Raw genomic sequence first — 25,651 nt, 5'->3', positions numbered from 1 at the left:
ATTCTCAGCAGGAGGCTAAACATGGGTAAGCCCTATTCGATACTCGTTGTCGATGATCATCCACTACTACGCCGAGGGATCTGCCAATTGATCACCTCAGACAGTGACTTCACCCTTTTTGGTGAAGCCGGCAGCGGTTTAGATGCGCTTTCTGCTATCGATGAGAATGAACCCGATATCGTATTACTCGATCTGAATATGAAAGGTATGACAGGACTAGATACCCTCAATGCCATGCGTCAGGAAGGAGTCACCAGTCGTATCGTAATTTTAACCGTCTCCGATGCAAAACAAGATGTCACCCGCCTGATCCGCGCCGGCGCCGACGGCTATCTACTTAAAGATACCGAGCCCGATCTGCTGCTTAATCAGCTTAAAGAGGCAATGCAAGGTCAGCGAGTGATCTCTGAAGCGGTCGAAGCATTTCTGGCAGAGGCCAGCGATGGTGAAGATGAACAAGTTTGGATTGCCAGCCTGACGCCCAGAGAACTCCAAATAATGGAACAATTGGCCGAGGGTAAGAGTAACCGGATGATCTCTGAGTTATTGCATATCAGTGAAGGCACAGTAAAAGTGCATGTGAAGAACTTACTTCGTAAGGCTAATGCCAAGTCTCGCACCGAAATGGCAGTGCGTTACCTTAATCAATAACGCTGATGCTGGAAGATCATGGGATAACAGCGACCGTCGCTGTTATCTCGATTCAGCCAGAAATTGTTGCCAGCTAAGCAGTGCAGCCTCAAAGTCTTCTAAACCGCAAAAAGCTTCTGACTCGCCATTATAGAGTGACATAGATTCATCTAACTCCAGCTCGTCATCCATTTCCAGAACATTAGCAAACACCCTTACTTGCTCGTTATCCAGATCCAGCGAAATAGCTTTGCCAACACGTCGCAGAGCACTAATACTCCCTTGTTGTAACTTAGCGATATCCTCAACCAACTGCGTGTATAAAGCCGCATCTTCACCTAGTTCTTCGGTAAACCATAAGCCTAGGATCTCATGATCCATTGTAAAATTAGCGATGAGAGTGCCGGTCATTGTGTTACGGCGAAATTCATATTCCATGGTGTGCTATCCAAACTTATCCTCGGCAAATGGTAACTCAAACCCAAGTCATCCTCAGCAAATTTTACCCAAAGCGCCCCTTATTTGTTGCTATTAACAGCATAGTGTTAAACAAGTCGCTCGGCTGCATTGTTAATCTAGACCAATTTCCCCAATCTAGCCTCATCGCCCCGAAGTGATGACGCTCTCATTAGAAGCGCAACATAAACCATTAAGTATTAATTTAGCTCGCTCGATACTTAGTTCGATACTGAACTCGACAAATGCAGCCAAGAAAAAAGGGCGCTAAGCGCCCTTTTTTATATCTCAAAATATCGCAAACGATTATTTTGCTGCAGCTTCTTCAGTTGCTGGCGTTGCTGCTTTTTCAATTGAAAGCAATTCAACTTCGAACACTAGTGTTGAGTTAGCTGGGATGCTACCAGTGTCGCGGTTGCCGTAAGCAAGCTCTGCAGGGATAACAAACTTATACTTTGAACCCACTGACATCAGCTGTACGCCTTCTGTCCAACCTGGGATAACACGATTTAATGGGAACTTAGCAGGCTCACCACGATCGATTGAACTATCGAACTTGGTACCATCGATAAGGGTACCGACATAGTGAACTTCTACCGTATCTTCAGCCGAAGGTTTTTCACCTTCACCTTGTTGTAATACTTCATATTGTAGACCAGAATCGGTAGTCACTACACCTTCTTTAGCCTTGTTAGCTTCTAAGAACGCCTTGCCTTCAGCATTAGCTTTATCGGCTAATTCTGCAGCGTGCTCTTCACGCTTTTGCTTTAGGGTTTCATCTAAGCTTTGTAATACAGTTTGCATCTCTTCTTGGCTTAATTTAAGCGTGTCGTTCAGACCGTTATCAAAACCTTGGACAACGAGACTACGGTCGATTGGCAGACCTAGCTCTTCTTGCTCGTTGATGTGGTCAGCAATGTACTTACCAAGAGAAGCACCAACACTATAAGATTGTTTTTGCGCTGTAGTTTCTAGTTTTACTTCTGGCGCTGTTGTTTTTTCTTCTTGATTACAAGCAGTTAAACCCACTACTGCAAGTGCGACCAGAGAGATTTTGTAAATCGACTTCATTAAAGCTTCCTTAGCGTATTCTTGTGGTTACAGTAACCTTATTTCTTTAAGACGAACCACTTTATACTAGTTATTTGACAGATACCAATTACATTATCGAAGTTTAATCAACACAGAACTTAGCTAAGCTGAAAACATCAAACATCGCATAACACTTGAACTACAGACAATCGCTAAGCTAACTAGTTCGCTGGCTTGTCACAGTTTGCTGTTAATTTAAACAACGGCAAACCGCTGTGGCTTAATTAAGCTAACAGTAGATCCCCAAATGGACTAAGCCGTTGTATACTCTGTCGATAACAGCCAAAATTCAAAGGCTCAACAATCTAGACTAACTGCGACGTGAAAAGCCAATATCGTCCCAGTCCTATAGAGGTAAACTTGGTGCAATTAGAGCAACGAATTGAAGAACTTGAAATGAAACTCGCTTTTCAGGAAAGTACCATAGAGGCACTCGACCAACAGGTGATAAAACTGCATCATGTGGTCGTAGAGCAGCAAGAAAAGCTGCGGGTGCTCATCAGTAAAATACAACAAGTCGAGCCAAGTAATATCGCCAGCCAGGCAGAAGAAACGCCGCCACCGCATTATTAAAGCGACAATGAAACTCCTGCCAGTTGTAGAACCAAGGACAATGTAGAAGGATCAGATATGGATATGCTGACACCACACACTTTACTGACTAATAAGGCCACAAGATGATATTACGTCTGGTTATCTTCACCTTATTAGTCTTGAGTATGTCGGGTTGTGCCTTTAACAGCATATTCATTAACTACCCCTCACAGATCGCCCCACTAAAAGCTCAGTTAAACCAGCAAACAACGCCAGCGCTTTATCAACAGCTGGAAGACAAAATTAGCGGAAACGATGGTCTGTTATACGCACAAGAAGCGGGAAGATTAGCCCAGATCAGCGGCGATTTAGACGCCAGTAAAAGCTACTATCAACAAGCAGAAGCTGCCTATAAAAAATTCGATGACAAGGCATTATTGAGTGTCAGCGATGTAAGTGCCAGCGCCAGTAGTCTGTTCGTCAACGATAACGTGATCCCCTATCGCGGCCCTGGTTATGAACGCATCATGTTACACCAATACCAAGCGTTAAATTATCTATTTAGCGGTGATAGTCAGGGCGCATTGGTGGAAGTCCGTCGCAGTAATGAGCTGCAAAGCATAGAACAAGAACGCTATCAGAAATCGAATAAGTCGGTGCAATCCATGGCCAACGGAACTATCGATGCTGAAATGGACAAGTTAGCCAGTGCCGCAGGTTCGACAACCAGTTCCTTCTTAAATGCCTATAGTTATTACACAACGGGGCTACTGTATGAATTATTCGGCCAAGCCAACGATGCCTTTATCGATTACCGTAAAGCCGCTCAAATTGCGCCGAATAATCCATACTTACAACAAGATTTAGTACGCATAGCTAAGCAATTAGCCATGCCTCAATATGAAGAGTTTAAACGTCGCTGGGGCGAAGCGGTATTGCCAAAACCCACTCAAGGTCAGGTTGTGCTGCTGTTAGAAAGAGGCTTCGTACCAGAGAAACAAAGTTTTACTGTGCCTTTTCGAATTAATGGCAATTGGCAAACAGCCTCGCTAGCAACTTACTATCCCAGTAGAGCCAGCGTGTCAGCGGGACAAATAACCGGCTTAGGCACAGTATTAAAAGCCGCGCCACTGGCCAATATCGATGCGCTGGCGATTACCGCGCTAAAGGAGGAGTTACCTGCGGCACTGTTTCGTCAGGCGGCGCGCATATATGCCAAAGCCGAAATGGCCCAAAGCGTTCGAAGCGAAACCAAACGCCGCCATGATCAAATTGATGCCGCGGCCATTGCGATGCAGATTTACAACATTGTTAGTGAGCAAGCAGATAGACGCAGCTGGCTGACACTGCCTAAACAGGCACAGTTGGCGCGCCAATATGTCAATGAAGGGCAATATGCCATTAGCCTCGACAACGGTGCGTCACAAGCAGTTGAAGTACAACGAGGAAAAACAACATTAATTTGGATAATAGATACTGGCAATTACCGCCGTTTTTATTCCATAATCATTTAACTACTTACTAGGAATCGGTATTTTTATGAAAAAATTCAACCTCATTTTTATTATTGCAGTGGCAATCGGCTTGGTGGGCTGTCAATCTAAAGTTGAGTACGGTGATGCAACTGAAGTAGAAACCGTCAATGAAAACTTCGGTTCTACCGATCTACAAGCTATTGCCGCTAAAATGGTCGATAGCATGTTAACTTTCCCGCCTGTGGTCGCCATGACTGCCAACGACAGACCTATCATCTTCGTCGACAGCATTAAAAACAAAACTTCAGAGCATATAGACACAGAATCGGTAACCGACTCTATCAGCAACAAGTTACTGCGCTCAGGTAAGTTCCGTTTTATCGACATGACAAAAGTTGATTCTGTGCGTAAGCAATTAGATTACCAAAACAACTCAGGCATGGTTGACCCTTCAACCGCTATCAATTTTGGTCGCCAAATCGGTGCTCAGTTTATGCTTTACGGCAACCTGTCTAGCATAGTTAAGCAAGATGGCAGCACCAAAGATGTATACTACAAGATGACCATGCGTCTGATGGATCTGGAAACCGGCCTTATCGAATGGTCTGATGAAAAAGAGATCCGCAAAGTCAAATCAAAATCACTCTTTGGCATGTAAAAAGCCAAGCATGTTAAAAAACCAGCAAAAGTGCTGGTTTTTTTATGTCATCGAGTTAAGAATAGCCACCTCTATTAACTCATTGAGGACCCATTTTGAAACTGCTTCAGCTTTGTATTATTGGTATTGTGGTGCTCGTCGGCAGCGCTTGCCAAAGCCCACAACAACCTAAGTTCAACAAGCAGCTTCAGTATGGAAACGCCGTCAGTGAACAACTGGCGCAACAACGCTCGCAACGTGTGAGTCAGGTTAGTTATCGGGTCGAGTTAGATCTTACTCAAGCGAGTAGCTTTAGCGGTAAAGCCGATATTCAATTTTATCTGAGCGACAAGAGTCAAGCCTTAGTTCTAGATCTTAATCAAGCCAGAATCAGCCAGTTCAGCATTAACGGCAGCAAAATTTATCCTAATTACAATGGCAAGAGTCTGATCATCTCTCAAGCCTTGCTCAGCAGTGGCAGTAATCAGGTCAGCGTGCAATACACTAAGCCTTATAGTCAAAGCGATGAAGGTTTGATTCGCTACACAGACCCCAGCGATGGCCAAGCGTATATTTACTCGCACTTTTTGCCTTCGAGCGCCCAGATGATGATGCCACTTTTCGATCAACCGGATCTCAAAGCAGCATTCTCCTTGAGTGTCTCGGCACCCAAGGATTGGCAAGTGATCAGTGCCAGTACCAGCAAAGCACTCGTCCCTGGAGAAGCCAGCACTCTTTGGCAATTTGCCACCACTAACAGTATCAGTCCACACAGTTTCTCGCTTCATGCCGGGCCCTATAAGCATTGGCAAACTACAGTAGAGAAATTACCGCTTAACTTATATGCTCGCCAATCCATCGCCACCAATATCGACGGCCAGCAATGGCTACAGCAAACCACTGAGGCTATTCTCTTCTACCAGCAGCAGTTTGGCGTCATATTTCCATTTAATAAATACGACCAACTGATCGTGCCTAAATTGCCGATTAAAGCCATGTCCAATGCCGCGGTATCGACCTTCGATGAGAGTTTACTGGAGACTGAGGCGTTACAACTCAATCAACTCAGCACCTTAGCCGAACAGTGGGTCAGTAACACTATCAGTTTACCTTGGTGGGACGAGCTCTGGCTAAGCCAAAGTCTGGCACGTTTTATGGCGAAAAAGGCACGAGTGGGTACACTTGAGATCCCGGCTTGGTATCAAGACAAACACAACGTCTACCAAGTCGATGATAGACGTAACAGTCGCCCCATCGAAGCCGCGGTGGTATCGAGTCTAGAAGTGGAAGATGGCCTTAACCAAGACAAAATTGACAAAGGTATTGCCCTGCTGACACAGCTTAACTTTCTGTTGGGAGAGAAAGCCTTTAACCAAGGGTTAAAGCGGTATCTTGAACAACACCGCTTTGGTACTGCCAGCGTCGATGATTTTATCGTAAGCCTTAGCCACGCGGCCAAACGTCCTTTGGATGAATGGAGCAAGAATTGGTTATATCAAAGCGGGGTTAATAGCATCAGAGCCGTATATCAATGCAGCAATGACCGCATCAGCCAGTTTAGCTTGCAGCAAACGGCGATTAAAGAGCACCCAGTGCTGAGAGAGCAGAAAGTCAAAGTCGGTCTTTTTACTCTGGGTAGACAAGGGCTGTATCGCAACCAAAGTATTGCGGTGACCTATAAAGGTGCCAACACAGAAGTGAAGCGTTTACACGGTAGCCGCTGTCCAGACCTCGTCTTTCCCAACTATCAAGATTGGGGCTACGTTAAAGTCGAACTCGACCCTAACTCCTTAGAAACTACGCTGATGAACCTGAGCAAAATTGAGGATCCCCAGTTTAGGATCATGCTGTGGCAAACCTTATGGGACAGTGTGCTTAGCGGTGACATTTCGCTAAAGCGCTTTATCGGCAGTGTGATGATTAATGCGCCCCAAGAACAAGATCCACAAGTATTGCCTCACTTGCTTAATAAACTAAGGCAAACCAAAGCATTACTCGAACAGATAAGCCCAAATCAGCGCAGCTATAGCCAACGTGCCCTAAAGGCAATGGAACAGATGAGCCTGCGCCTCACCATGAGTTCAACACCAGAAAGCCCTTTGCAAACATTGTGGTTTGATAATTATGTACAATTTGCCACTAGCTTTCAGGCAAAACAGCACCTCGCCGCACTGCTCGAAGGTACAGAGCAACTGCCTGGTATCGAACTCAACCAAGCCCGTCGCTGGGCAATGATAATCCATCTGAATCGTTATGATTATCTTGCTGCTAATCGTCTGGTTATACAGGAAAAACAGCAGGACAGTTCCTCTAATGGCCAAATGCTTGCGATCGATGCCGAAGTCTCTCAACCTAGGGCGAATCAAAAACGTCAATGGTTTGAGCGAGTACAACAACATACGTCTGATGGCGATAGTATCAATTTGCCTAAGTTAATTGGCGTGATGCAGCACTTGTATCCTAGCGAGCAAAAAGCCCTGAGTATGGCGACGGCTGAGCAACGACTTGCACAACTTGCCGAGCTAGATAAAAACAATAGTAGCGAGTTTATGCGTATCTACAGCCAATATATGTTGCCGATGGACTGCTCCTATTCGGGAGTATCGCGACTAATGCGATTACAGACTTCAGAGCAAGATTTTAGCCCCACGACTCAACAAGGCATAGCAAAGGCAATACAAAATGAGCAGCGCTGCGTGATGATTAAAGAGCAACTTGACCGATAATTGAGTCATAAAAAAACCACCGTTAATGGTGGTTTTTTGTGGCTAATTAAAAGCTAATACCAAATCAGTATAAAGCTTAGATAAACAGCTCTTTAATATTTTTCAAATCGCCTTTACCTTCGGCCAGCTCTTCAGGTGATAAACCTGACACTTCATGCGGGAACACCAACCACTCTTCTGACTCATGAATAAAATAGTCAGGTTTCATCTCAACAGCCGTGTTCTTCGGCTTATAGTAAGGACAAGCAATACGTACATCTGTAGGCATATTGAGTCGCATCAACTCTTGTAGCTTGTTGATCAAGGCATCGATACTACGACCAGAGTCAAACACGTCATCGACAATTAACAAACCATCGCCAGCATTGGCATTTTCGACGATGTAATGCAGTCCATGAACCTTAATCTTCTTACTCTGTTGGTTAATACCGTAATAGGAAGAAGTACGCACGGCAATATGATCGGTCTCGACCTTTTTGAAATCGAAATACTCTTGTACCGCAATACCAATAGGTGCGCCGCCACGCCATATCCCAACAATAAACTGAGGTCTAAAGCCACTTTCATAAACTTGCGCCGCTAAACGAAAAGAATCTTCCAGCAGCTCTTGTGCGGTAATAAAGCGTTTCTCAGACATCTGACTGTCTCCACCTTGTTATATTTAGCATCACCTATGGGAAAGCAAATCTCCACCGATTTATCTTACCCAAACTCAACGTAGCACAAATCAACCGAAAGGGTTCGGTGAACAGTTCAACTTCTTGCTACGGGATTTTGGGGCAGAATTCTATACTAAAATGGATTGGGCTGCTGAATTAAATCATTAAAATTGGCGTTAGGTTTCACTTTTACAAAGTCATCATGACTTTACAGGCATGCATCACACCAAATAACCCGCAAACAGCGGCGCGGCAAGCACCATAGTAATCCCGGTAAATATCATTGTCAGGCTGGCAACAACCCCCTCTTCTTGACCAATTTCGGCGGCTTTAGCAGCTCCGGCACCATGAGCCGATGCGCCTAATGCGGCGCCCTTAGCCAATGCGCTTCTAATCTTGGCAAGCTTAAATACTGGGCCACAAAGCAACATGCCGATGACGCCAGTAAACAACACCAACATGGCAGTAAGATCCGGTACTCCACCAAAAGCTGTGGTTGCTTCAATGGCAAATGGGGTCGATACCGAACGCACCAGCAAGCTATGAGAAAGCTCAGGTGGCAAGTCGATAAATCGCACTAATAACCATGAGGAAAACAACCCCGCAATCAAGCCAGTAAATACCCCAACACTGATAGTTAATGGATAGCGAGTAATCAAACGTCGTTCACGATAGATCGGCAAAGCAAACGCTATGGTTGCCGGCGCTAACATAGCCGTAAGGTAGTGGTTATATTCAAAATAGGTGGGTAACGGAATGGTAAACAACACCACAAACATCAACAGGCTGATAGGCGTGATGATCATCGGAGAGAGCCACCAATAACCGCAGTAACGATACAGGGCCTTACTGCAAAAATATCCCAGCAGGGTCACCAACAAACACAAGATGGCTAATGGCTGAGAGCTAAGTAGCGCAGACGATAACATCGGCTCCATATCACCCCCTAACTAACTGAGCCGACTTCAGTGCTAACTGCCGCTTGGCGCGGTTACGTCGACGTTCAAATCTGAACACCCTATCGATAACGAAACCTGTGATCAGCAATACACTAGTGCTACCCAATACCAGCGTCAGTAATAAATTAACGCCATATTGCTCCAATATGGGGGCATAATGTACCGAGGCGACGACGGGTGGAATGAAAAACAGCAGTAACTCACTTAATAACCAAGTTGCCCCTAAGGCGACAAAACGCTCAGGCAACCAGTTCAAACCCAACAGCAATAGCAGACAGGCAAGGCCTAACACGCCAGCAGGGATCGGCAGCGAAAACCACTCGACCAGGAATTGGGCTAAATAGGCTAATAAGCACAGCGAACCCACCTGTATCAAGGCTTGCACAATATGTTTAAGGTTGGCGACTCGGCTTTTCATCGGAATAATTACAGATGGCTGATTTATTGAAATATTTATTTTACGCTGGTATTTTTAATAAAAAAAATGAATATTATTTATAAACTTCATTACCAAAATGAATCATAAAAGGTATCGATTATGGATCTCAAAGCCCTGCACTATTTCGTTGAAATCGTTAATTGCGGCGGTTTTAATCGCGCAGCAGCCAAGGTGCATATTAGCCAGCCAGCATTATCGAAATCCTTAAATCAATTAGAAGCCGAGCTTGAACTGCCTTTACTGACTCGTGGTAAAAGAGGTACCAGCGTCACCCTCACCACTCATGGCGAGTTGGTTTACCAATACGCACAAAAACTCCTAGAGACCAAACAGGCACTGTTTGACGAACTCGACCAACTCAAGGGCTTAAATCAAGGTGTGTTAAAACTGGGGCTTGCGCCACTGGGCAGCGCCGAACTGTTTGCGCCTATTATTGCCAAATATCGACGCCGTTTTCCCAATATCAAGACACAATTATTAGTGCGTGGCGGTGTGCAGCAGACCTTTGCATTACAACAAGGCGAAATTGAGCTAGCCACAGGGATCATCGATCTTAAGCAGGAGTTTGATGGCATTGCGATCCACAGCGAACCTATGGTGGTGGTATTACCCAGTCGCCATCCACTGGCAGCTTTGGAGCAGATCCCCATCGGTCAGCTTAATGGCTACGCTCAAATCCTGTTCGAGCCTGAATTTACCCTGCACAAGATGATTATCGATGCCTGTGACAACGCAGGAGTGACGATAGATAATCCCACCCACGTTAATCAGCCAGACTTTGGTATCGCCCTAGTGGCCGCCGATATTGGCGTAATGATATTGCCGAAATTTATCGCCATGCGTTATCAGTTAGAAGGTGTGGTTAGCCGCGATCTGGTGGATACCGACCTTTGCTGGCGTATGAGCCTGTTTTGGCCCAAAGATAGGCCGCTCTCATTTGCCGCCAATGCCATGATAGAACTGCTACAGCAACATCTGGCCGAAAAACAGTAACCCGCGCCAACAACCACTATTGGCGCAACTTACTCACGCCAGAGATAACCAATAAGGTTATCGCACCGGCTAACACCCCAAACAGTGAATTAAGCACACTTGGGGTCAACATTGACAATAGCGGTCCCACAACTTGCCACTGAGCCACTAGGCTAGCCCAATATTCAAATTGATGACTAATCATATGCAAACCATGGGTTAAAATGCCGCCGCCCACCATAAACATGGCAATTGTGCCAACCACGGTTAAGCCACGCATTAAATAGGGCGCGGCATTGACTAAACCACCACCGAACCAGCGGCCAATACGAGTCAACACACCCTCACCTTGGCGTCGGCTTAGATAAAGCCCCGCATCATCGAGTTTGACGATCCCTGCAACCAAGCCATAAACTCCGATAGTCATCACCAATGCGATAATGCTCAAGGTCACTACTTGGGTCATAAAGCTGCTGTCAGAAACCACGCCGAGAGTAATGGCGATGATCTCCGCCGATAATACAAAATCGGTGCGGATCGCGCCTTTAATCTTATTGGTTTCATAGGCTTTAAGGTCGCCCCCAACCTGGCTTAATTCCTGCTCTAGATCATCTTGATCCGCCGCTTTATCTTGGGTCACCGAATGATACAGTTTTTCAAAACCTTCATAGCAGAGGAATAACCCACCAAGCATCAATAGCGGCGTCACCGCCCAGGGGATAAAAGCACTGATCAACAGCGCCGCAGGAACCAAAATGCATTTGTTACGCAGCGAACCTTTCGCCACTGCCCACACCACAGGTAACTCACGGTCGGCATTAACGCCACTGACCTGCTGAGCATTAAGGGCTAAATCATCCCCCAATACACCGGCGGTCTTACGGGCAGCCACCTTACTCATTAAAGCCACATCATCCAAAATTGCTGCGATATCATCGAGCAAAGTTAATAAACTCGCGCCAGCCATTGGCTCTCCTTGAGCGATAAATTAAATCATTACCTGCAATAAATTACGCGCATAACCATTTGAATACTAGGGCTATACAGACAAAAACACCTAGCGACTAAACAAAATTACCCATTTCTCATCCCGACAAGGATAACAAGAGGTATAATGCCTGCAACTGATCTATTTTTCCTAATAGGAACCTGTGATGACTCAAGATGAAATGAAAAAAGCCGCTGGCTGGGCCGCTTTAGAATACGTTGAAAAAGATAGTATTGTCGGTGTGGGAACCGGTTCTACTGTTAACTACTTTATTGATGCTTTAGGCAGTATCAAAGGCGATATTGAAGGTGCGGTTTCTAGCTCTGAAGCCTCAACTGAAAAGCTAAAAGCCTTGGGCATTCCCGTATTTGAACTCAATTCTGTCAATGAGTTATCGGTTTACGTCGATGGTGCCGACGAGATCAATCCACACATGGATATGATCAAAGGTGGCGGCGCGGCGCTGACCCGCGAGAAAATTGTTTCAGCGGTAGCCGAAAAGTTTATCTGTATCGTAGACAATACTAAGGAAGTGGACATACTTGGCGAGTTTCCACTGCCGGTTGAAGTGATCCCAATGGCGCGCTCTTATGTTGCACGTCAATTGGTAAAACTAGGTGGTGACCCAGTTTACCGTGAAGGTGTGGTGACCGATAACGGCAACATCATTCTCGATGTCTACAACATGAAGATCCTTAATCCGAAAGAGATGGAAGAAAAGATCAATCAAATCGTTGGTGTTGTCACTAACGGCCTGTTCGCTAAGCGCGGTGCCGATGTCTTACTTGTCGGAACCCCTGACGGAGTGAAAACCGTAAAATAGCTGGCAAAACAGCGCTGATATTAAAGCCGTTTAACTAGGGTGTTTATCTTTGCTTTTTGATTTTTGTTCGAAATGAACTTGAAAGGTAAGCACACCCTAAAAAGCCTAAGCAATTGCTTAGGCTTTTTTAATGCAACCTATCTTACCTATTTTTAGGCGAGATACATACACCAGCAGGTCTATACCTGACGGTTGGCTCCCACCACCATCATCTCACACTTAGGGCAGTCAAATACCAGCTTTAACACATCCTTTCCTATCTCTAGCACCATAGGCTCAGCCTTGATTCCAGGCACTTCTTTAGGGCACAAGTTAAAGTTAAATCGCAGGCAATGCTTAGTTACCATTAATGGCGCATCTTCGGTAATGCCATTTTTCTCGTAAGTATCTTCAATCTCAATAACGCCATGGCGAGTGTAGAAGGCTTTGGCTTTCTCGTTAGCCACATTGCCCAAGAAGCTTAAATGTTTCACCGGATAAACCGCTTCTTGGTTATATTGCCAAGCCTTAGGACGCTCATAGCCGGCAACACGCGCAAGTTCTAGTGCCGCCACAGTGTCACGGCGCAAGCCATTTAATACCGAAGCGGGCACAAACCAAGGCTGAGCCGTTTCAATATTGATCGCTCGAGCACTAAAGTCTGTGCTACCTAATTTACTTAATTGCTTACGCAGATTTTGCAGTGCTTTATCGCTATCGCTAGCTGCAACTTTATCCATCACTAGCTCAGTGGTCGCAGCTAAACCATATTGATCTGTCATGGTTAAGGCGATGCCATCAACGGTATCGCTAAGGCACATATCCACATTGATAATCCGCTTAGACGACTCTTTGGCCAGCAAAGCCTCGAAAGCCTGATCATGGTTGCGATAAAGAGTCGCGCCCACTTTTAGATCTCCCGGCACGGCAATTACGTGTAGCTTATCGCCATCGGCACGGTTTACTCGCAACCCTTGCAGTTTGTCGTCCGACTGCTTGGCTTTCTCATAGTTAGGCGGGAAATAACATAAGCCGTCACCGTTATTAAAGCGTTCGCTGGAGTTGACCTGAATATAATCTTTACCCAGCGCCTTAACGGTTCCCACTTCTTCACCAATATATTTTGGCGAGCGGAAGTCACTCACACCTTGATTACGGTCATTAACGAAATAGTCGGTGCGACCACGGTTAAAGGTTTTCTCGGTATTAGGGGTAAAACTGTGCTCACAGCGACCATGGCTCGATGCCACAAACTCAGGCCGACGGGCTAAGATCTTGTCTAACTCTTGACGATAATGCGCAGTAACGTTTTTAACATAGCTTAAATCTTTCAGGCGGCCTTCAATCTTGAATGAGCGTACACCGGCGTCAATCAACGCCTCTAAGTTGTCAGTCTGGTTATTGTCTTTAAGGGACAGTAAGTGCTCATTTTGAGCTAAGACTTCACCTTGACGTGTCTTAAGATCCCCTGGCAAACGACACATCTGTGAACATTCACCACGGTTGGCACTGCGATTACTAAAGGCATGACTTAAATTACACAAGCCACTATAGGCCACGCATAAAGCGCCATGAATAAAGAACTCCAGCTGCATATTGGTATGCTTAGCCACTTCACGAATTTGGCTCAACCCTAACTCGCGAGCCAGTACTACTTGTGAGAACCCCACCTGCTCTAAAAACGCCACCTTCTCTGGATTACGGTTATCCATTTGGGTACTGGCATGCAAAGCGATAGGCGGAATATTGAGTTGTAAAATCCCCATATCTTGCACAATTAAGGCATCGGCGCCCGCTTCATACACTTGCCAAATCAGCTTCTCGGCGGCCTCAAGTTCATCGTCCATCAAAATAGTATTAATGGCGACAAACACCTGTGCATGATATCGATGAGCAAACTCACACAGACGAGCAATATCTTCGACACTATTACCCGCCGTAGCACGGGCTCCAAAGGCCGGTCCACCGATATACACAGCATCGGCACCGTGACGAATCGCTTCAATACCATAATCGGCATTTTTCGCTGGCGCCAACAGCTCTAAGCGGTTTGAGACATGCTCTACCGGCTTAGCAGGCTCTGTTGCAACAGATACAGGTTCAGGACGAAAAATCTCTGGCTTATCCATGGGACGTTACTCAATCAACTCACAGCACATAAAAATAGGCGGCGATTATAACAGACACGGCTAACATAGCACGGGGATGATTGATAAATTGTAGCCATTTCCCGCCAGTATTGCGTTGTTGCAGTTAACAAGTGATCACGGCCCATGTTATTGGCCAATAAAAAAGGCGCTAAATGCGCCTTTTAAACTTGATGCCGCTAGATGATGTAGGCTATTGGCTTTCGAGTATTTGTTTTAAGTTTTCCAAGCCTTGCTGTAGATCTTGTGCAATGACCTGATCGACCTTCATCAAGGGTAATAGAATATTCATCGGATAATCCATGTGTCCACTAAAGCCCCAATGCACCTCTGTTTGACCTTCCGATATTGCCGATGTGGTCAAATAGGCGGGAGATACCGCCTCAAAAGGGGAGATAAAACGCAGATCATAATCGATACGTTTACCAGGCACTATCGCCATGATCTCCTGTTCACCTTGGCCAACATCTGGATTGTCACTCTTCCATGCCGACACAAACCCCACGCTGCCATCGACCCCTTTATAGGTTTTGACCATTGCAGTATCCATCGAAGACCAAACACTGAAGTTATCCTGATTTTTCAGTAAACGAACATAGTCGAATACCTGCTCCACTGGCTTATTGATAGTCACTTGGGTATCGACGGCGTAATCCTGTTCGATAAACAACGCGGCAATAAAGGGGCTGGCAATCAGCACCAACAGCACGATTAATATTTTTTTTAGCATATTCGTTCCTTAATCCAGCTAACAGTCGACATAAATCAAAGTGTCATATATGACCTAAACCTAGATAACATCGATTAATCTACGGTGAATTGCAATCTTGCCAACAATTGATATGCAAAAAAGGCGCTAAATGCGCCTTTTAATAATATGCAAAGCTTTTCGGCTATAGCCCAATCATTATCACTTTAACTAATTTTTACTTAGCTAATCTTAATTGATTATCACTTAGCCAGTTGCTGTCTTAACTTTTGGTTTTCAGCTTCGATATGCTTATAAAACTCACAATCGCTCAATTGCGATGCTGCAGCTTCATCCAATACTAATACCGCGTCACGATGTAGTTGCAGCGCCGATGCCGGACAAGAAGCACTTAATGCTCCTTCGACCGTCGCCTTAATTGCCTCAGCCTTATTTTCGCCTGTGGCTAATAACACCACTTTCTTGGCATCAAGAATCGTCCCAATCCCCATGGTAATTGACAGATGGGGTTGGAATTCATCGGCGGCAAAAAAGCGCGCATTATCTTCGATGGTGGCTTTAGTCAGAGTTTTCACTCGTGTACGAGACATCAAACCCGAAGAGGGTTCGTTAAAACCAATATGACCATTACGGCCAATGCCCAACAATTGAATATCTATCCCACCCGCTGCCGCAATCTGCTGCTCATAACCTTCACAAGCCTCGATAGGATCGGCGGCATCACCCGGTGGCACATGGGTATTAGCCTTGTCGATATCTATAGCATCGAACAACTGCTGGTTCATAAAGTAACGATAACTCTGCTTATGGCTGCCATCGAGACCTAAGTATTCGTCTAGGTTAAAGCTGGTTACTTGCTTAAATGACACCTCGCCCGCTTGATTAGCGGCAATCAAACGCTGATATAGAGAAACCGGTGTCGAACCCGTTGCCAAACCTAAGACAGAGTCAGGCTTCTTTTGAAGCTGTTTAACAAAGATATTCGCGCCATACTCGGCTACTGCTGCGCTGTCTTTTAAAATTACAATTTGCATAATTTGACTCATTTTGCCTTAGGTGGAGAAACAAACGGTTTCCATCAAACCCAGCAGAATCAACACTTGGCGCACGACTAATCGAGCTAATAATAGCGAATGTTATCTGCAACTCCAGATTTGATAACATTACTATAACCACAAATGACAGCGTTGTCATTAACAATATCATCAAGCCAATGACTAAAGTTTGGACTAAGAATATGAACTAAGATATGAGCAGAGCTATCGACGATAGTTTGAGCTAAAGTTCAACTCTAAGCTCATGAAAAGGTTTGATAATAATGTCGTTAACTTAGATAGTGATCAACACTCTAACAGCAAGCAATATCAACACCACACCTGATAACTTATCGATCAAGGCGGCTTTCTCCCGCAGCTTAGGCAATACCGCTTGATGAGACAAAAGCAGCGCGATAATGGTGTACCACAGGCCATCGACAACCAAGGGAGTAAACACGATTAAAGACTTACCCCACACATCGTCAGCCACCATGACAAACTGACTAAATAGTGCCAAGAAAAACAACATGATTTTAGGATTAAACAGAGAGATTGCTATGCCATCACGCGCCGCCGTTAATGCGCTGGTAGGCTCGCCCGCCGCCAGCTTTTGCGACATGCCACCTTTAGAGCGCAGTGCCTGAACGCCCATATAAGCCAAGTACAAGGCACCCGCAATAGCGATTCCATTAAAGATCAACGGTGCTTGTTTCAATAACACGGCTAAGCCCAGCAGAGTCACTAGGGCATAAACCCCAATTCCGATAGAATGCGCCCACGCACAGACAATACCTTTAGCACGGCCACCACCTAAGGTGTGGCGCACCACCATGGCCAAACTTGGCCCCGGCGACATGGCGCCCAAACAGCAAATAGCCAACAAACCTAACCAGGTACTAAAACTCATCTTTAAATCCCACCAGCCTATTTATTGATTTTAATTAAATGCTTCTATGCGTCACGCCGCGCAGCTTACAAATATTTCATCGACAAGGCAAAATATCCACTTACCTCTTCGGACTCAAGCTCCTTCTCTAGCTGCAAATACGCTGTCTGATTCAACCTAGCATATCGGCCAATTTGCTACAGTAAATCGCTACCCAATAAGACACTAGCAACAGCAATGGTCAGACCACACAGAAATTACATGAATAACAACAACCTAGTGTTACATCTCTTTAACACCTCTTATCGCTTGGCTCGCTAAATCGGCTTCACAGTTGATCTTAAAGTCGTTTTAGCACAATCTAAACACCTGTTTGATTTTTATTGAATCCATTGATTCGATAACAACACCTGTTTAAATAGCGGCTGTTCACCTTGCAAGTGATTTTCGTCATACAAGGTCAACAGACCCTAACAATTAAAACAAAAATTAAAATAAAATTTAGAGGCTCACTATGGCTTACGATGTTGATACCCACGTCGATCTCACCCTGTATGATTCGTTAATCGATCTGATCGAAACATCCGCTGCACGCTATGGCGATAAAACGGCCTATGTTTGCTTGGGCAAATCCAGTAGCTTTAACGATATTGAACGTGATTCACGTTACTTTGCCGCCTATCTTCAAAGACACACCTCATTGCAACCGGGCGACAGAATTGCCATTCAATTGCCTAACATCACTCAATTTGTAATTGCAGCCTACGGTGCAATTCGTGCAGGTTTAGTACTGGTCAACACCAATCCGCTATACACAGAGCGCGAACTAATCCACCAATATAATGATTCAGGCGCCAAAGCTTTAGTGGTGCTCAGTGATCTGTTACCCACCTTGAGCAAAGTGGTTCCGGTAACCGCAATCGAAACCATTATTTCAACCCACGCACTGGATCTAATCGCGCCGCAAGAACATGGCGAAACTGAGCTCAATACCGTCAGTTTCAATCAGGTACTCGAACTCGGTAGCAAGCAAGACTTTACTCCGGTCAGCGCCAACCTCAATGACTTAGCGGCACTGCAATACACTGGCGGTACCACGGGGCTGTCTAAAGGTGCGATGCTGAGCCATAAAAACCTCATAGCCAATGCGCTACAGATTAAATCTCGTTTAGGCGCAAAATTAGTCCAAGGGGAAGAGATCTTTGTTGCGCCACTGCCCATCTACCATATTTACGCCTTTATGGTGAATCTGGTGGTCTATTTTGAGCGCGGCGGTTGCTCGGTGTTGATCCCCAATCCACGGGATATTGCATCGCTAATTAAGACCCTATCACAGCATCCATTTACTGCATTTGCCGGACTCAACACCTTGTTTGTCGGCTTATGTCATCAAAAAGAATTTCAGGCGCTCGATTTTAGTCATCTAAAAATCACGATTTCAGGGGGAACGGCGCTAACTCAGGCCGCGGCTAACGTGTGGCAAGCGACAACAGGCTGTACCATTTCTGAAGGCTATGGCTTATCGGAAACCTCGCCACTGGTATCAATCAACGCACCCGGCCTTGAAAAACTCGGCACCATAGGTAAGCCTGCTATCGATACCCAAGTGAAAATCCTCGATTTAGATGATAAGGAAGTGCCACTAGGCGAACCCGGTGAGCTGGCAGTGAAGGGACCTCAAGTGATGAGCGGCTACTGGAATAAACCAGAAGAAACTGCCAAGGTAATGACCCAAGATGGTTTCTTTAAGACTGGCGATATTGCTGTCGCCACTCCTGATGGCATGCACAAAATCGTCGATCGTAAGAAAGATATGATCATCGTCTCTGGCTTCAACGTTTACCCCAACGAGGTTGAAGATGTACTCGCCAGCCACGATGCCGTAATGGAATGTGCCGTAATTGGTGTCGAAGATAATCACAGCGGTGAAGCGGTCAAAGCCGTTATCGTACTCAAAGATCAAACCCAAGATACCGAAACCGCCAAGGCCGCTATCATCGAACATTGCCGTACACAGCTGACCGCGTATAAAGTACCGAAAATTATCGAGTTTATGCCAACTTTACCTAAATCCACCGTAGGTAAAATCTTGCGCCGCGAACTTCGCGCATAAGGGTTACTTACTGGCTAACAGGTTTGTCAGTCTCGCTCGCTTCACTTTGACTCTCGTCGGTGAGCAGTTGCAGACTGGCAAACTCGCGATAAAGATCGCTGCTTTGCATCAACTCACTGTGGCGACCAATCGCCACAATTTGTCCCTTTTGCATCACCACAATCCTATCGGCATTCAATACCGTTGCCAGACGATGAGCAATGATTAATGTGGTTCTGCCCTGCATTAACACATCTAATGCTTGTTTCACTTTCTGCTCGCTCACCGCATCGAGGGCGCTGGTTGCTTCATCGAGTAACAATACGGGACGCTCGGCCAGAATCGCTCTGGCGATAGCAATTCGCTGCTTCTGACCACCCGATAAACGCACGCCGCGCTCACCTAAATAGGTTTGATAGCCGCTAGGAAAATCGCTTATAAACTCGTGGGCACGCGCCGCAATACAAGCATCTATCACCTGCTGCTCGGTAGCTTCGGGACGACCATAACGTACGTTTTCAAGTACGCTGCTGGCGAAGATCACCGACTCCTGCGGTACTAAGGCATATTGCTGACGTAGCTCATGGGGGGCTAGCTGGGCAATATCGACACCATCGAGCATTATCTTGCCACCGTTGAGCACATAAAAGCGTTGTAGCAGTTCAAACAAGGTGCTCTTGCCTGCACCGCTTTCACCCACTAACGCCACTCGCTCACCGGGTTGAATATGCAAATTCAGCCCGCGGATCACTTCGCTGTCGCTGCTGGCATCTTCGCCCTGTACCACGTTTTCAATGGAGTGGTACGCAAAACGTACATCTTGTAGTTGCAGCTCTCCGCGCACCTTGGCTGGCAAAGATTGTGGTTTACTTGGCAATGGAATATCGATTGGCGTTTCCACCAACTCAATTAAGCGTTCGGTCGCTCCGGCGGCACGCTGGATCTCACCAATCACCTCACTAATGGTCGCAACCCCTCCGGCAACCATCACCGCATAAAACATAAATGCCGACAGCTCACCACCGCTGATAAGACCTTGCATCACATCTTTGGCCCCTACCCATGTAACTAAGGCGATAGCCAAAATGCTGAGAAACATCACTAATGAAATCAATATCGAGCGGTATTTAATCCGGCCACTGGCCGCCGTCATTACCGCCTCGACTCGCTGATTAAACAGTTTACGGTCTCGGTCTTCATGACAGTAGGCCTGCACGGTATGGATCTCGTGCAGGGTTTCATCCACATACGCCCCTAAATCGCCGACTCTATCCTGACTCTTGCGCGATAAGTCTCGTACTCTGCGACCTAAAATAAAAATAGGCACCAACACCATAGGCACCGCAAGTAACACTAAGGCAGTGAGTTTCAAGCTGGTGATCGCCATCATCACTATGCCGCCAATCACAGTCACGCCAGAACGCAGTGCCATCGACAGGCTGGAACCCACCACAGATTGCAGCAAGGTAGAGTCGGCAGTGAAACGAGAAATCACCTCGCCGGTTCTCAGCTTGGCGTAAAAATTGGGAGACAACTTAAGTAGGTGATCGTAGACCTTTAATCGAATATCGGCGCTTACCCGTTCCCCCAGCCAAGTCATTAAATAGAAACGACAAAAAATCGCAGAGCTACTCAGCGCCGTGATACCAATCACCAATAAGATGATCTCATTTAGGCGCTCGCTATTATCTTGCAAGAAGCCCTCATCCACCATCAGGCGCACGCCTTGCCCCAGAGATAACCAGGCCAATGAACCAATAAACAGAAATACAATAGCGGCGATCACTTTTACCCGGTAGGGGCGTAAAAAAGTGCCAATCCAAGGCAATACCGCATGTTTGGCCTCACTCGGTTTTGCGCTGCAGTCTTTGGCGCGAGTCTGCGGGCTTGGTTTGGGCTTAAGGGATGTGGCTTGACTCATATAAGGTTGACTTCAATTACTTGAACGAGATAGTCGATGAGATAAGAGTAACAAAAACTACCGCCTGAGATTGATCAATTTTGTATAATCCGAGCGCATTTTCCACTGCAATCTTTGTGATATAGTTTGGCCATCACTTTGTTATGCCAGTCGTTATGAATAAGAACATCTCCAGCGAAACCAAAAATGAAGCCCTAAAAGTGGCCAAAGCCACGCAGAAGCCTGGGCAGACTAAAGAGCAAACTAAGCTTATCGCTCTAGGTATCGAAAAAGGCATCGCCGAATACAAAAAACAGCAAAAGAGTAAAGCTCGTCAAAAAGATAAAGCCCGCAAGCAAGAGCTTAAAGCCAAACAGCGTAGCGAAACCGAATCGCCAATCGAAACTGAGCACAAGGATCAGCCTAGCTCAGCTAAACTGCCATGGATTTTATTACTACTATCTTGGATTGGTTTTGCAGGATATTTATTGCTGGCATAAGCTTTAAACACCCTCGCCCTGTTCGCTAATTTGCAAATGGAGTTCAAATGGATAACGGCAACAAAAATAGTCGCGCTAAAAACAATCCTGTCGCCTTTGGTCTTGGAATAGGCATAGCAATCGGTTCAGGTGTTGGTGTCGCGCTGGGCAATATTGCGCTCGGTATTGGGCTGGGCATTGCAATCGGTGCCGCTATCGCCCTAGAACAAAAGAAAAAACAACAAAAAGATGACAAGCAATAGCGTTTCCAACCGTGACTAACAACCCGATCCAACTTCACCCTTTCAAGGCTAATCTCTCAAAAGCCGGTCACTCAAAAGCTACTCCCAGTAAAGCTTGGTCAAGCATCATCGCCGTGAGGTCATTATGAACCCGGCCAAAGTCGATCGCAGTAACATCAAGCAACTCACCGACCTGCCGAATATAGGCAAGGCGAGTTCTGTCGATCTTCAATTGTTGGGTATCCATAGCCCCAAGGATCTCGTCGGGCGCGATCCTTACCAGATGTTCGACCAACTCTGTACTCTCACAGGCCAAAAACACGACCCTTGTGTGATCGATGTGTTCATCTCAATTACTCGTTTCATCAAGGGTGAAGAACCTAAATCTTGGTGGGCTTATACCCCTGAGCGTAAAAAGACACTGGCCACAAAAAAGTGTATTGAAGGCCAACCTTCACGGTTTTGAATAGCCTAGGTTAGGCGTAAAGCATGCTGGTTTTGAATCACCTGAGGTAAGCGAATGTGCAAACACGCTTTTGGCACGTGAGTGAAGCGTAGCTTCGAGCTCACGAACAAGAGACAGGGATTGCCGAACTGGCTTTTAGATAGGGATATCGTTGTGCGTCGTCCATGTGGGCTCTGCAAAATCATCTGACCTACAAGGAAGTTGGGAATGCCGAAAGATGTCAGGAACATTTTCGGCCATGATTTCGAAGGCCAAAACCGCGTTTACACAGGGTTATTAACTCTCTTCGATTTGACTTCATCTGGTGTAAGTCGCTAGTTCAAAAGCTAACTTTGTTTTGCCCTTTCGGTGTTACGGACTGAGGGAGCCTGAACAGTTTAATCAATTCTGTGGCCAAATTTTAGTAATGTGACCATGTGCCTATAGGTGCAGTGGCTATTCAATGCCAGCCCGAGGGCTGGCTTATCGCTATTGCTGCCTTTCATTCCAAATTGCTTGCAGTCCCTTTTTGAAGGTTGTGACTTTAAACTCCGGGAAACGAGTCTTAAATTTGTCAGAGACAAAAATATTTTCAGTTTCGTAACGAGGAAGGAGTTCTGCCGCATCACGAACGGTCTGACTCACTTTACCTGCAAGCCATAATTGCCAGCATTTAAGCACGTGATATTTGGGTTGAACGTGAAATACCTCTGCGGCTAGCTCGATAAACTGGCGGTAATTAAGCCTGTTGTCATCACATGGCAAGTGCCAGGTCTGTCCGTACGTATCCGGACTGTTACCGATAAGAGCCATTGCCCGGCTAGCATCTGGCGTATAAATGAGGCTACGTTTTACATCATCACGCAAAAAGACTTTAGCACTTTTACCTGCAACAAGAGCGTCGATAATGGTCGAGTTCGTAATGCTTTGCGTCTTGCCGGGACCATAGAATTCAGGAGCACGACAAATAACAGCTTCGATTGAACCTTGTTTCATCGCATCAAGTAACATGCAAGTGATCTGAGCACGAACTCGTCCTTTATCACCATTAGGTGCAAAAGGTGCATTCTCTGATTGTGGTGTATCGGTTTGTGGATACATATAGGTATTGTCGAAATAGACCAGCTTAGCGCCGTGCGTTTCACATGCCGCGATGACATTTCGCATAAATGTTGGCCACTGTTCAACCCATAACTTGGTATCCATCGGTAACCCTGCCGTTAGGTAAACTATTTCTGATCCCTGTACGGCATCTAAAGTTTGCTGTGGATCGAGAAGATCTGCCTGGAATAACTCATCAGTGTTGTTTACTTGTTGAGGACGACGGCTGACCAAGCGAATGTTGCTGGTATAGTTTTGTTTGAGGCTGATCGCTAGCTCCCGACCAATCTGCCCATTGGCACCCAGTATTGTTTGCATAGATTACTTCTCCAGACTTTCGCTTCTCTCTATGAAACATCCTAAGATTAAAGTTAGGTTTAAGGTCAATAAGAAATTGTACTACATTGATTGGTGGAATATTGTTGGTGGAAGTAATCGTCTTTGAACTGACCTCTCAAGACGACCGCTAGAAATCGTTCTAAGTTGTTAAGTGAGGGTTTAACCTTACTGATCTTCTTTCGTAGCGGATTTGTGAGGCAAAATATCCCAGCCAAATTGAGACATAACCCGTTCGGCATTGGTCGCGCAGTCCATATTTTCTGGTTTTGCTTCAACTTCACTCAGAAGCTCTAGTAGCCGAGCTTTATTACTCGCGATTCTACGTTCAATCTCTTCCAAATCCTCAACCTTTTGTTTTAGCGCTTTTAACAAATGATCATGATTCCATTGAGAAAAATCAGCAGGAAGCAATGAACCTAACTCATCGAGACTGAATCCTGCCCGCTGCCCTGCGGTAATCATTTCTAATACCGCTACTGTTTCCGGTGGATAGGTACGATAACCGTTAGCTTTGCGCTTGACAGTTTTTAACAAACCAACCTTTTCATAAAATCGGATCTTAGAAGGAGCTAAGCCGGTTTTTCTTGCTAATTCACCAATATTCATAGTTCTAATAATGGAGTGAAAACATATTTAAAAACTACCACACTTTCTATTGATGTTGTGGCCAATAAAGATTGAGCAAAGGTTTAGAGCCATTTCATACTTTTTCGAATCTGAAACCAGCCATTTTTATGCCGACTCGTAACAGCCCCATTTCTTGTTACTCATTACCTAACAAATCCTGTGCGCTACTAGCCATTTTACCAAAATTTAGTAATGCTTAAATGTTGCGTGAATAACTGTGGCTATGACTAGTCACAGATTTAGTTTAGCCATATAAGAAATAAAATTATCTCACCATGAAAATGCAAACGGCTAGTGACTCTTAATAATTACATATTGAACACTCTATATTTTCCCGCTTTATCGGTTCAGAAGTTAATTAAATATGTGGATGCAAATTAACAATTATCTTTGTACTGTCGCCTAGTGGACGATAAGCGTATTTACTCCTTTCGTTAATATAAATGCAATGATATATTAACAATTTATTCACAAAATGTGTAGAATGTATCGAACGGGATTAGGCTTGTTCTCCCACAAATACAGGAGGTTATATGATAGAAAGAAAGGCTATAGTGTTCTTGTGTGTTTTGCTCTCAGCATGTGGTTCTGATAATGAAAAGCAGTCCGAGTATTTCGAATATGAATTTATAGATTCCAATGTTGGGTTTGAGTTTGGCACGACTAATCATGATGTAACCCATGAATTGAATAATACAATAAAATCTAACCTAGCAAAGCTTCCGTCTCCATATGAGTATAGAGAAGGTGTATTATTTGAGTGGGATAATTATTCTTCAAGTATACAAGGTTTTATGAAAACCAAAATCAAGGGCCTGCATCCTAACAAAAAATTTTCTGCTGAATTTAATGTAGATGTATTAACTTCTGCATCATTAAATTGTGTAGGGGTTGGTGGTGTCCCAGGTTTTTCTGAAAAGGTTAAGGCTGGTTTTTTTAATATTGAACCCAAAAAAATCATTTACACAAAGCATATAAATGGAGTTGATGTCAGTCATTACGAAATAAATATAGAAAATAGTCTTGTTGAGGGAAGTACGGCTGATTTAGGGCACCTAGGATTGGACGTAGAATGCAAAGATGAACGACCATGGGAGTTGAAATCGCTGTCGAATGATGAGTTATATACCTTCAAATCTGATGAAAACGGAGAAGCTTGGTTGTATATCGAAATTAAATCAGGTTTTGCTGGTTTTTCATCATATTATGTGTTGAGCGCTGAGGCGATGATTACGCAATTATAATTGTTTATATACAGGGAGAAAGTAATGATGTTGT

The 25,651-nt window shown here is 45.2% G+C and carries 25 protein-coding genes; 12 read left to right on the top strand and 13 right to left on the bottom strand.

The annotated features are described in order from the left end of the window. The first annotated feature begins 21 nt into the window (after positions 1 to 21). Positions 22 to 651, top strand: coding sequence for a response regulator (locus L1D21_RS02285; protein WP_239843610.1), 630 nt, complete (start codon positions 22 to 24; stop codon positions 649 to 651). A gap of 42 nt (positions 652 to 693) precedes the next feature. On the opposite strand, the gene L1D21_RS02280 is transcribed toward L1D21_RS02285, so the two are convergent. Beyond that, positions 694 to 1,068, bottom strand: coding sequence for a YacL family protein (locus tag L1D21_RS02280; protein ID WP_239843609.1), 375 nt, complete (start codon positions 1,066 to 1,068; stop codon positions 694 to 696). Positions 1,069 to 1,392: 324 nt separating this feature from the next. After that, positions 1,393 to 2,157 carry an FKBP-type peptidyl-prolyl cis-trans isomerase gene (gene fkpA / locus L1D21_RS02275; RefSeq protein ID WP_239843608.1) on the bottom strand — a complete coding sequence of 255 codons (765 nt, stop codon included), beginning with the start codon at positions 2,155 to 2,157 and terminating at the stop codon, positions 1,393 to 1,395. Positions 2,158 to 2,538: 381 nt separating this feature from the next. On the opposite strand from fkpA, the gene L1D21_RS02270 reads away from it, so the two are divergent. The 4 genes from L1D21_RS02270 to pepN all read left to right on the top strand — a co-directional run bounded on the left by L1D21_RS02270 (position 2,539) and on the right by pepN (position 7,550). Continuing rightward, positions 2,539 to 2,751: a SlyX family protein gene (locus L1D21_RS02270; RefSeq protein ID WP_239843607.1), complete on the top strand. Its 213-nt coding sequence runs from the start codon at positions 2,539 to 2,541 to the stop codon at positions 2,749 to 2,751. Positions 2,752 to 2,855: 104 nt separating this feature from the next. Beyond that, positions 2,856 to 4,226 carry a hypothetical protein gene (locus L1D21_RS02265; RefSeq protein ID WP_239843606.1) on the top strand — a complete coding sequence of 457 codons (1,371 nt, stop codon included), beginning with the start codon at positions 2,856 to 2,858 and terminating at the stop codon, positions 4,224 to 4,226. A 25-nt stretch (positions 4,227 to 4,251) separates the two neighbouring features. Continuing rightward, positions 4,252 to 4,845 (top strand): penicillin-binding protein activator LpoB, encoded by a 594-nt coding sequence (lpoB, locus tag L1D21_RS02260; RefSeq protein WP_239843605.1) that lies wholly within the window; start codon positions 4,252 to 4,254, stop codon positions 4,843 to 4,845. A 95-nt stretch (positions 4,846 to 4,940) separates the two neighbouring features. Beyond that, the gene (pepN, locus tag L1D21_RS02255; RefSeq protein WP_239843604.1) at positions 4,941 to 7,550 is read left to right on the top strand and encodes an aminopeptidase N; all 2,610 of its coding nucleotides are present in this window, start codon (positions 4,941 to 4,943) and stop codon (positions 7,548 to 7,550) included. A gap of 76 nt (positions 7,551 to 7,626) precedes the next feature. Here the strand turns inward: pepN and L1D21_RS02250 are convergent, their stop codons facing one another. From L1D21_RS02250 to L1D21_RS02240, 3 genes are all read right to left on the bottom strand, one after another. Beyond that, positions 7,627 to 8,187 carry a phosphoribosyltransferase family protein gene (locus L1D21_RS02250; RefSeq protein WP_239843603.1) on the bottom strand — a complete coding sequence of 187 codons (561 nt, stop codon included), beginning with the start codon at positions 8,185 to 8,187 and terminating at the stop codon, positions 7,627 to 7,629. Between the two features lie 243 nt (positions 8,188 to 8,430). After that, complete coding sequence (locus L1D21_RS02245) at positions 8,431 to 9,147, bottom strand: LrgB family protein (RefSeq protein ID WP_239843602.1); 717 nt, start codon at positions 9,145 to 9,147, stop codon at positions 8,431 to 8,433. A gap of 1 nt (position 9,148) precedes the next feature. Next, entirely contained in the window at positions 9,149 to 9,586 is a 438-nt protein-coding gene (locus L1D21_RS02240; protein WP_239843601.1) for a CidA/LrgA family protein, read from the bottom strand. Between the two features lie 120 nt (positions 9,587 to 9,706). On the opposite strand from L1D21_RS02240, the gene L1D21_RS02235 reads away from it, so the two are divergent. Then, positions 9,707 to 10,600: a LysR substrate-binding domain-containing protein gene (locus L1D21_RS02235; protein WP_239843600.1), complete on the top strand. Its 894-nt coding sequence runs from the start codon at positions 9,707 to 9,709 to the stop codon at positions 10,598 to 10,600. A gap of 16 nt (positions 10,601 to 10,616) precedes the next feature. Here L1D21_RS02235 and L1D21_RS02230 read toward each other — a convergent pair whose 3' ends face one another. Continuing rightward, positions 10,617 to 11,546, bottom strand: coding sequence for a DUF808 domain-containing protein (locus L1D21_RS02230; RefSeq protein ID WP_239843599.1), 930 nt, complete (start codon positions 11,544 to 11,546; stop codon positions 10,617 to 10,619). Between the two features lie 187 nt (positions 11,547 to 11,733). Here L1D21_RS02230 and rpiA point away from each other — a divergent pair, with 187 nt between their 5' ends. Continuing rightward, complete coding sequence (gene rpiA / locus L1D21_RS02225) at positions 11,734 to 12,390, top strand: ribose-5-phosphate isomerase RpiA (RefSeq protein ID WP_239843598.1); 657 nt, start codon at positions 11,734 to 11,736, stop codon at positions 12,388 to 12,390. Between the two features lie 179 nt (positions 12,391 to 12,569). Here rpiA and L1D21_RS02220 read toward each other — a convergent pair whose 3' ends face one another. From L1D21_RS02220 to L1D21_RS02205, 4 genes are all read right to left on the bottom strand, one after another. Next, complete coding sequence (locus L1D21_RS02220) at positions 12,570 to 14,498, bottom strand: U32 family peptidase (protein WP_239843597.1); 1,929 nt, start codon at positions 14,496 to 14,498, stop codon at positions 12,570 to 12,572. A 211-nt stretch (positions 14,499 to 14,709) separates the two neighbouring features. Beyond that, complete coding sequence (locus L1D21_RS02215) at positions 14,710 to 15,246, bottom strand: SRPBCC family protein (RefSeq protein ID WP_239843596.1); 537 nt, start codon at positions 15,244 to 15,246, stop codon at positions 14,710 to 14,712. A 221-nt stretch (positions 15,247 to 15,467) separates the two neighbouring features. Next, positions 15,468 to 16,259, bottom strand: a complete 792-nt coding sequence (nagB, locus tag L1D21_RS02210; RefSeq protein ID WP_239843595.1) for a glucosamine-6-phosphate deaminase — start codon at positions 16,257 to 16,259, stop codon at positions 15,468 to 15,470. 295 nt (positions 16,260 to 16,554) lie between these two features. Continuing rightward, complete coding sequence (locus L1D21_RS02205) at positions 16,555 to 17,169, bottom strand: LysE family translocator (protein ID WP_239843594.1); 615 nt, start codon at positions 17,167 to 17,169, stop codon at positions 16,555 to 16,557. A 493-nt stretch (positions 17,170 to 17,662) separates the two neighbouring features. Here L1D21_RS02205 and L1D21_RS02200 point away from each other — a divergent pair, with 493 nt between their 5' ends. Next, a complete protein-coding gene (locus L1D21_RS02200; RefSeq protein ID WP_239843593.1) occupies positions 17,663 to 19,261 on the top strand; it encodes an AMP-binding protein in 1,599 nt (532 codons plus the stop codon). A 7-nt stretch (positions 19,262 to 19,268) separates the two neighbouring features. Here the strand turns inward: L1D21_RS02200 and L1D21_RS02195 are convergent, their stop codons facing one another. Further along, on the bottom strand, positions 19,269 to 21,161 hold the full coding sequence (locus L1D21_RS02195) for an ABC transporter transmembrane domain-containing protein (RefSeq protein ID WP_239843592.1): 1,893 nt from the start codon (positions 21,159 to 21,161) through the stop codon (positions 19,269 to 19,271). Positions 21,162 to 21,316: 155 nt separating this feature from the next. Between L1D21_RS02195 and L1D21_RS02190 the strand changes: the two genes are divergently transcribed. The 3 genes from L1D21_RS02190 (at position 21,317) to L1D21_RS02180 (ending at position 22,327) form a co-directional block, all read left to right on the top strand. Next, the gene (locus L1D21_RS02190; protein ID WP_239843591.1) at positions 21,317 to 21,640 is read left to right on the top strand and encodes a DUF2956 domain-containing protein; all 324 of its coding nucleotides are present in this window, start codon (positions 21,317 to 21,319) and stop codon (positions 21,638 to 21,640) included. A gap of 47 nt (positions 21,641 to 21,687) precedes the next feature. Next, a complete protein-coding gene (locus L1D21_RS02185; protein ID WP_239843590.1) occupies positions 21,688 to 21,882 on the top strand; it encodes a hypothetical protein in 195 nt (64 codons plus the stop codon). A 124-nt stretch (positions 21,883 to 22,006) separates the two neighbouring features. Next, on the top strand, positions 22,007 to 22,327 hold the full coding sequence (locus L1D21_RS02180) for a helix-hairpin-helix domain-containing protein (RefSeq protein WP_239843589.1): 321 nt from the start codon (positions 22,007 to 22,009) through the stop codon (positions 22,325 to 22,327). Positions 22,328 to 22,795: 468 nt separating this feature from the next. Here the strand turns inward: L1D21_RS02180 and L1D21_RS02175 are convergent, their stop codons facing one another. Together L1D21_RS02175 and L1D21_RS02170 are read right to left on the bottom strand one after the other, a co-directional pair. Then, positions 22,796 to 23,725, bottom strand: a complete 930-nt coding sequence (locus tag L1D21_RS02175) for an NAD-dependent epimerase/dehydratase family protein (RefSeq protein WP_239843588.1) — start codon at positions 23,723 to 23,725, stop codon at positions 22,796 to 22,798. 186 nt (positions 23,726 to 23,911) lie between these two features. Further along, positions 23,912 to 24,352 carry a MerR family transcriptional regulator gene (locus L1D21_RS02170; protein WP_239843587.1) on the bottom strand — a complete coding sequence of 147 codons (441 nt, stop codon included), beginning with the start codon at positions 24,350 to 24,352 and terminating at the stop codon, positions 23,912 to 23,914. Positions 24,353 to 24,906: 554 nt separating this feature from the next. On the opposite strand from L1D21_RS02170, the gene L1D21_RS02165 reads away from it, so the two are divergent. Continuing rightward, entirely contained in the window at positions 24,907 to 25,617 is a 711-nt protein-coding gene (locus tag L1D21_RS02165) for a hypothetical protein (RefSeq protein ID WP_239843586.1), read from the top strand. The last annotated feature ends 34 nt before the right edge of the window (positions 25,618 to 25,651 follow it).

This window comes from Shewanella sp. Isolate11 (genome assembly GCF_022398315.1).
In the GTDB taxonomy this organism is placed as follows: Bacteria; Pseudomonadota; Gammaproteobacteria; order Enterobacterales; family Shewanellaceae; genus Shewanella.
The sequence above is the reverse complement of the archived record's forward strand: the minus strand, read 5'-3'. Positions and strand labels throughout refer to the sequence as shown.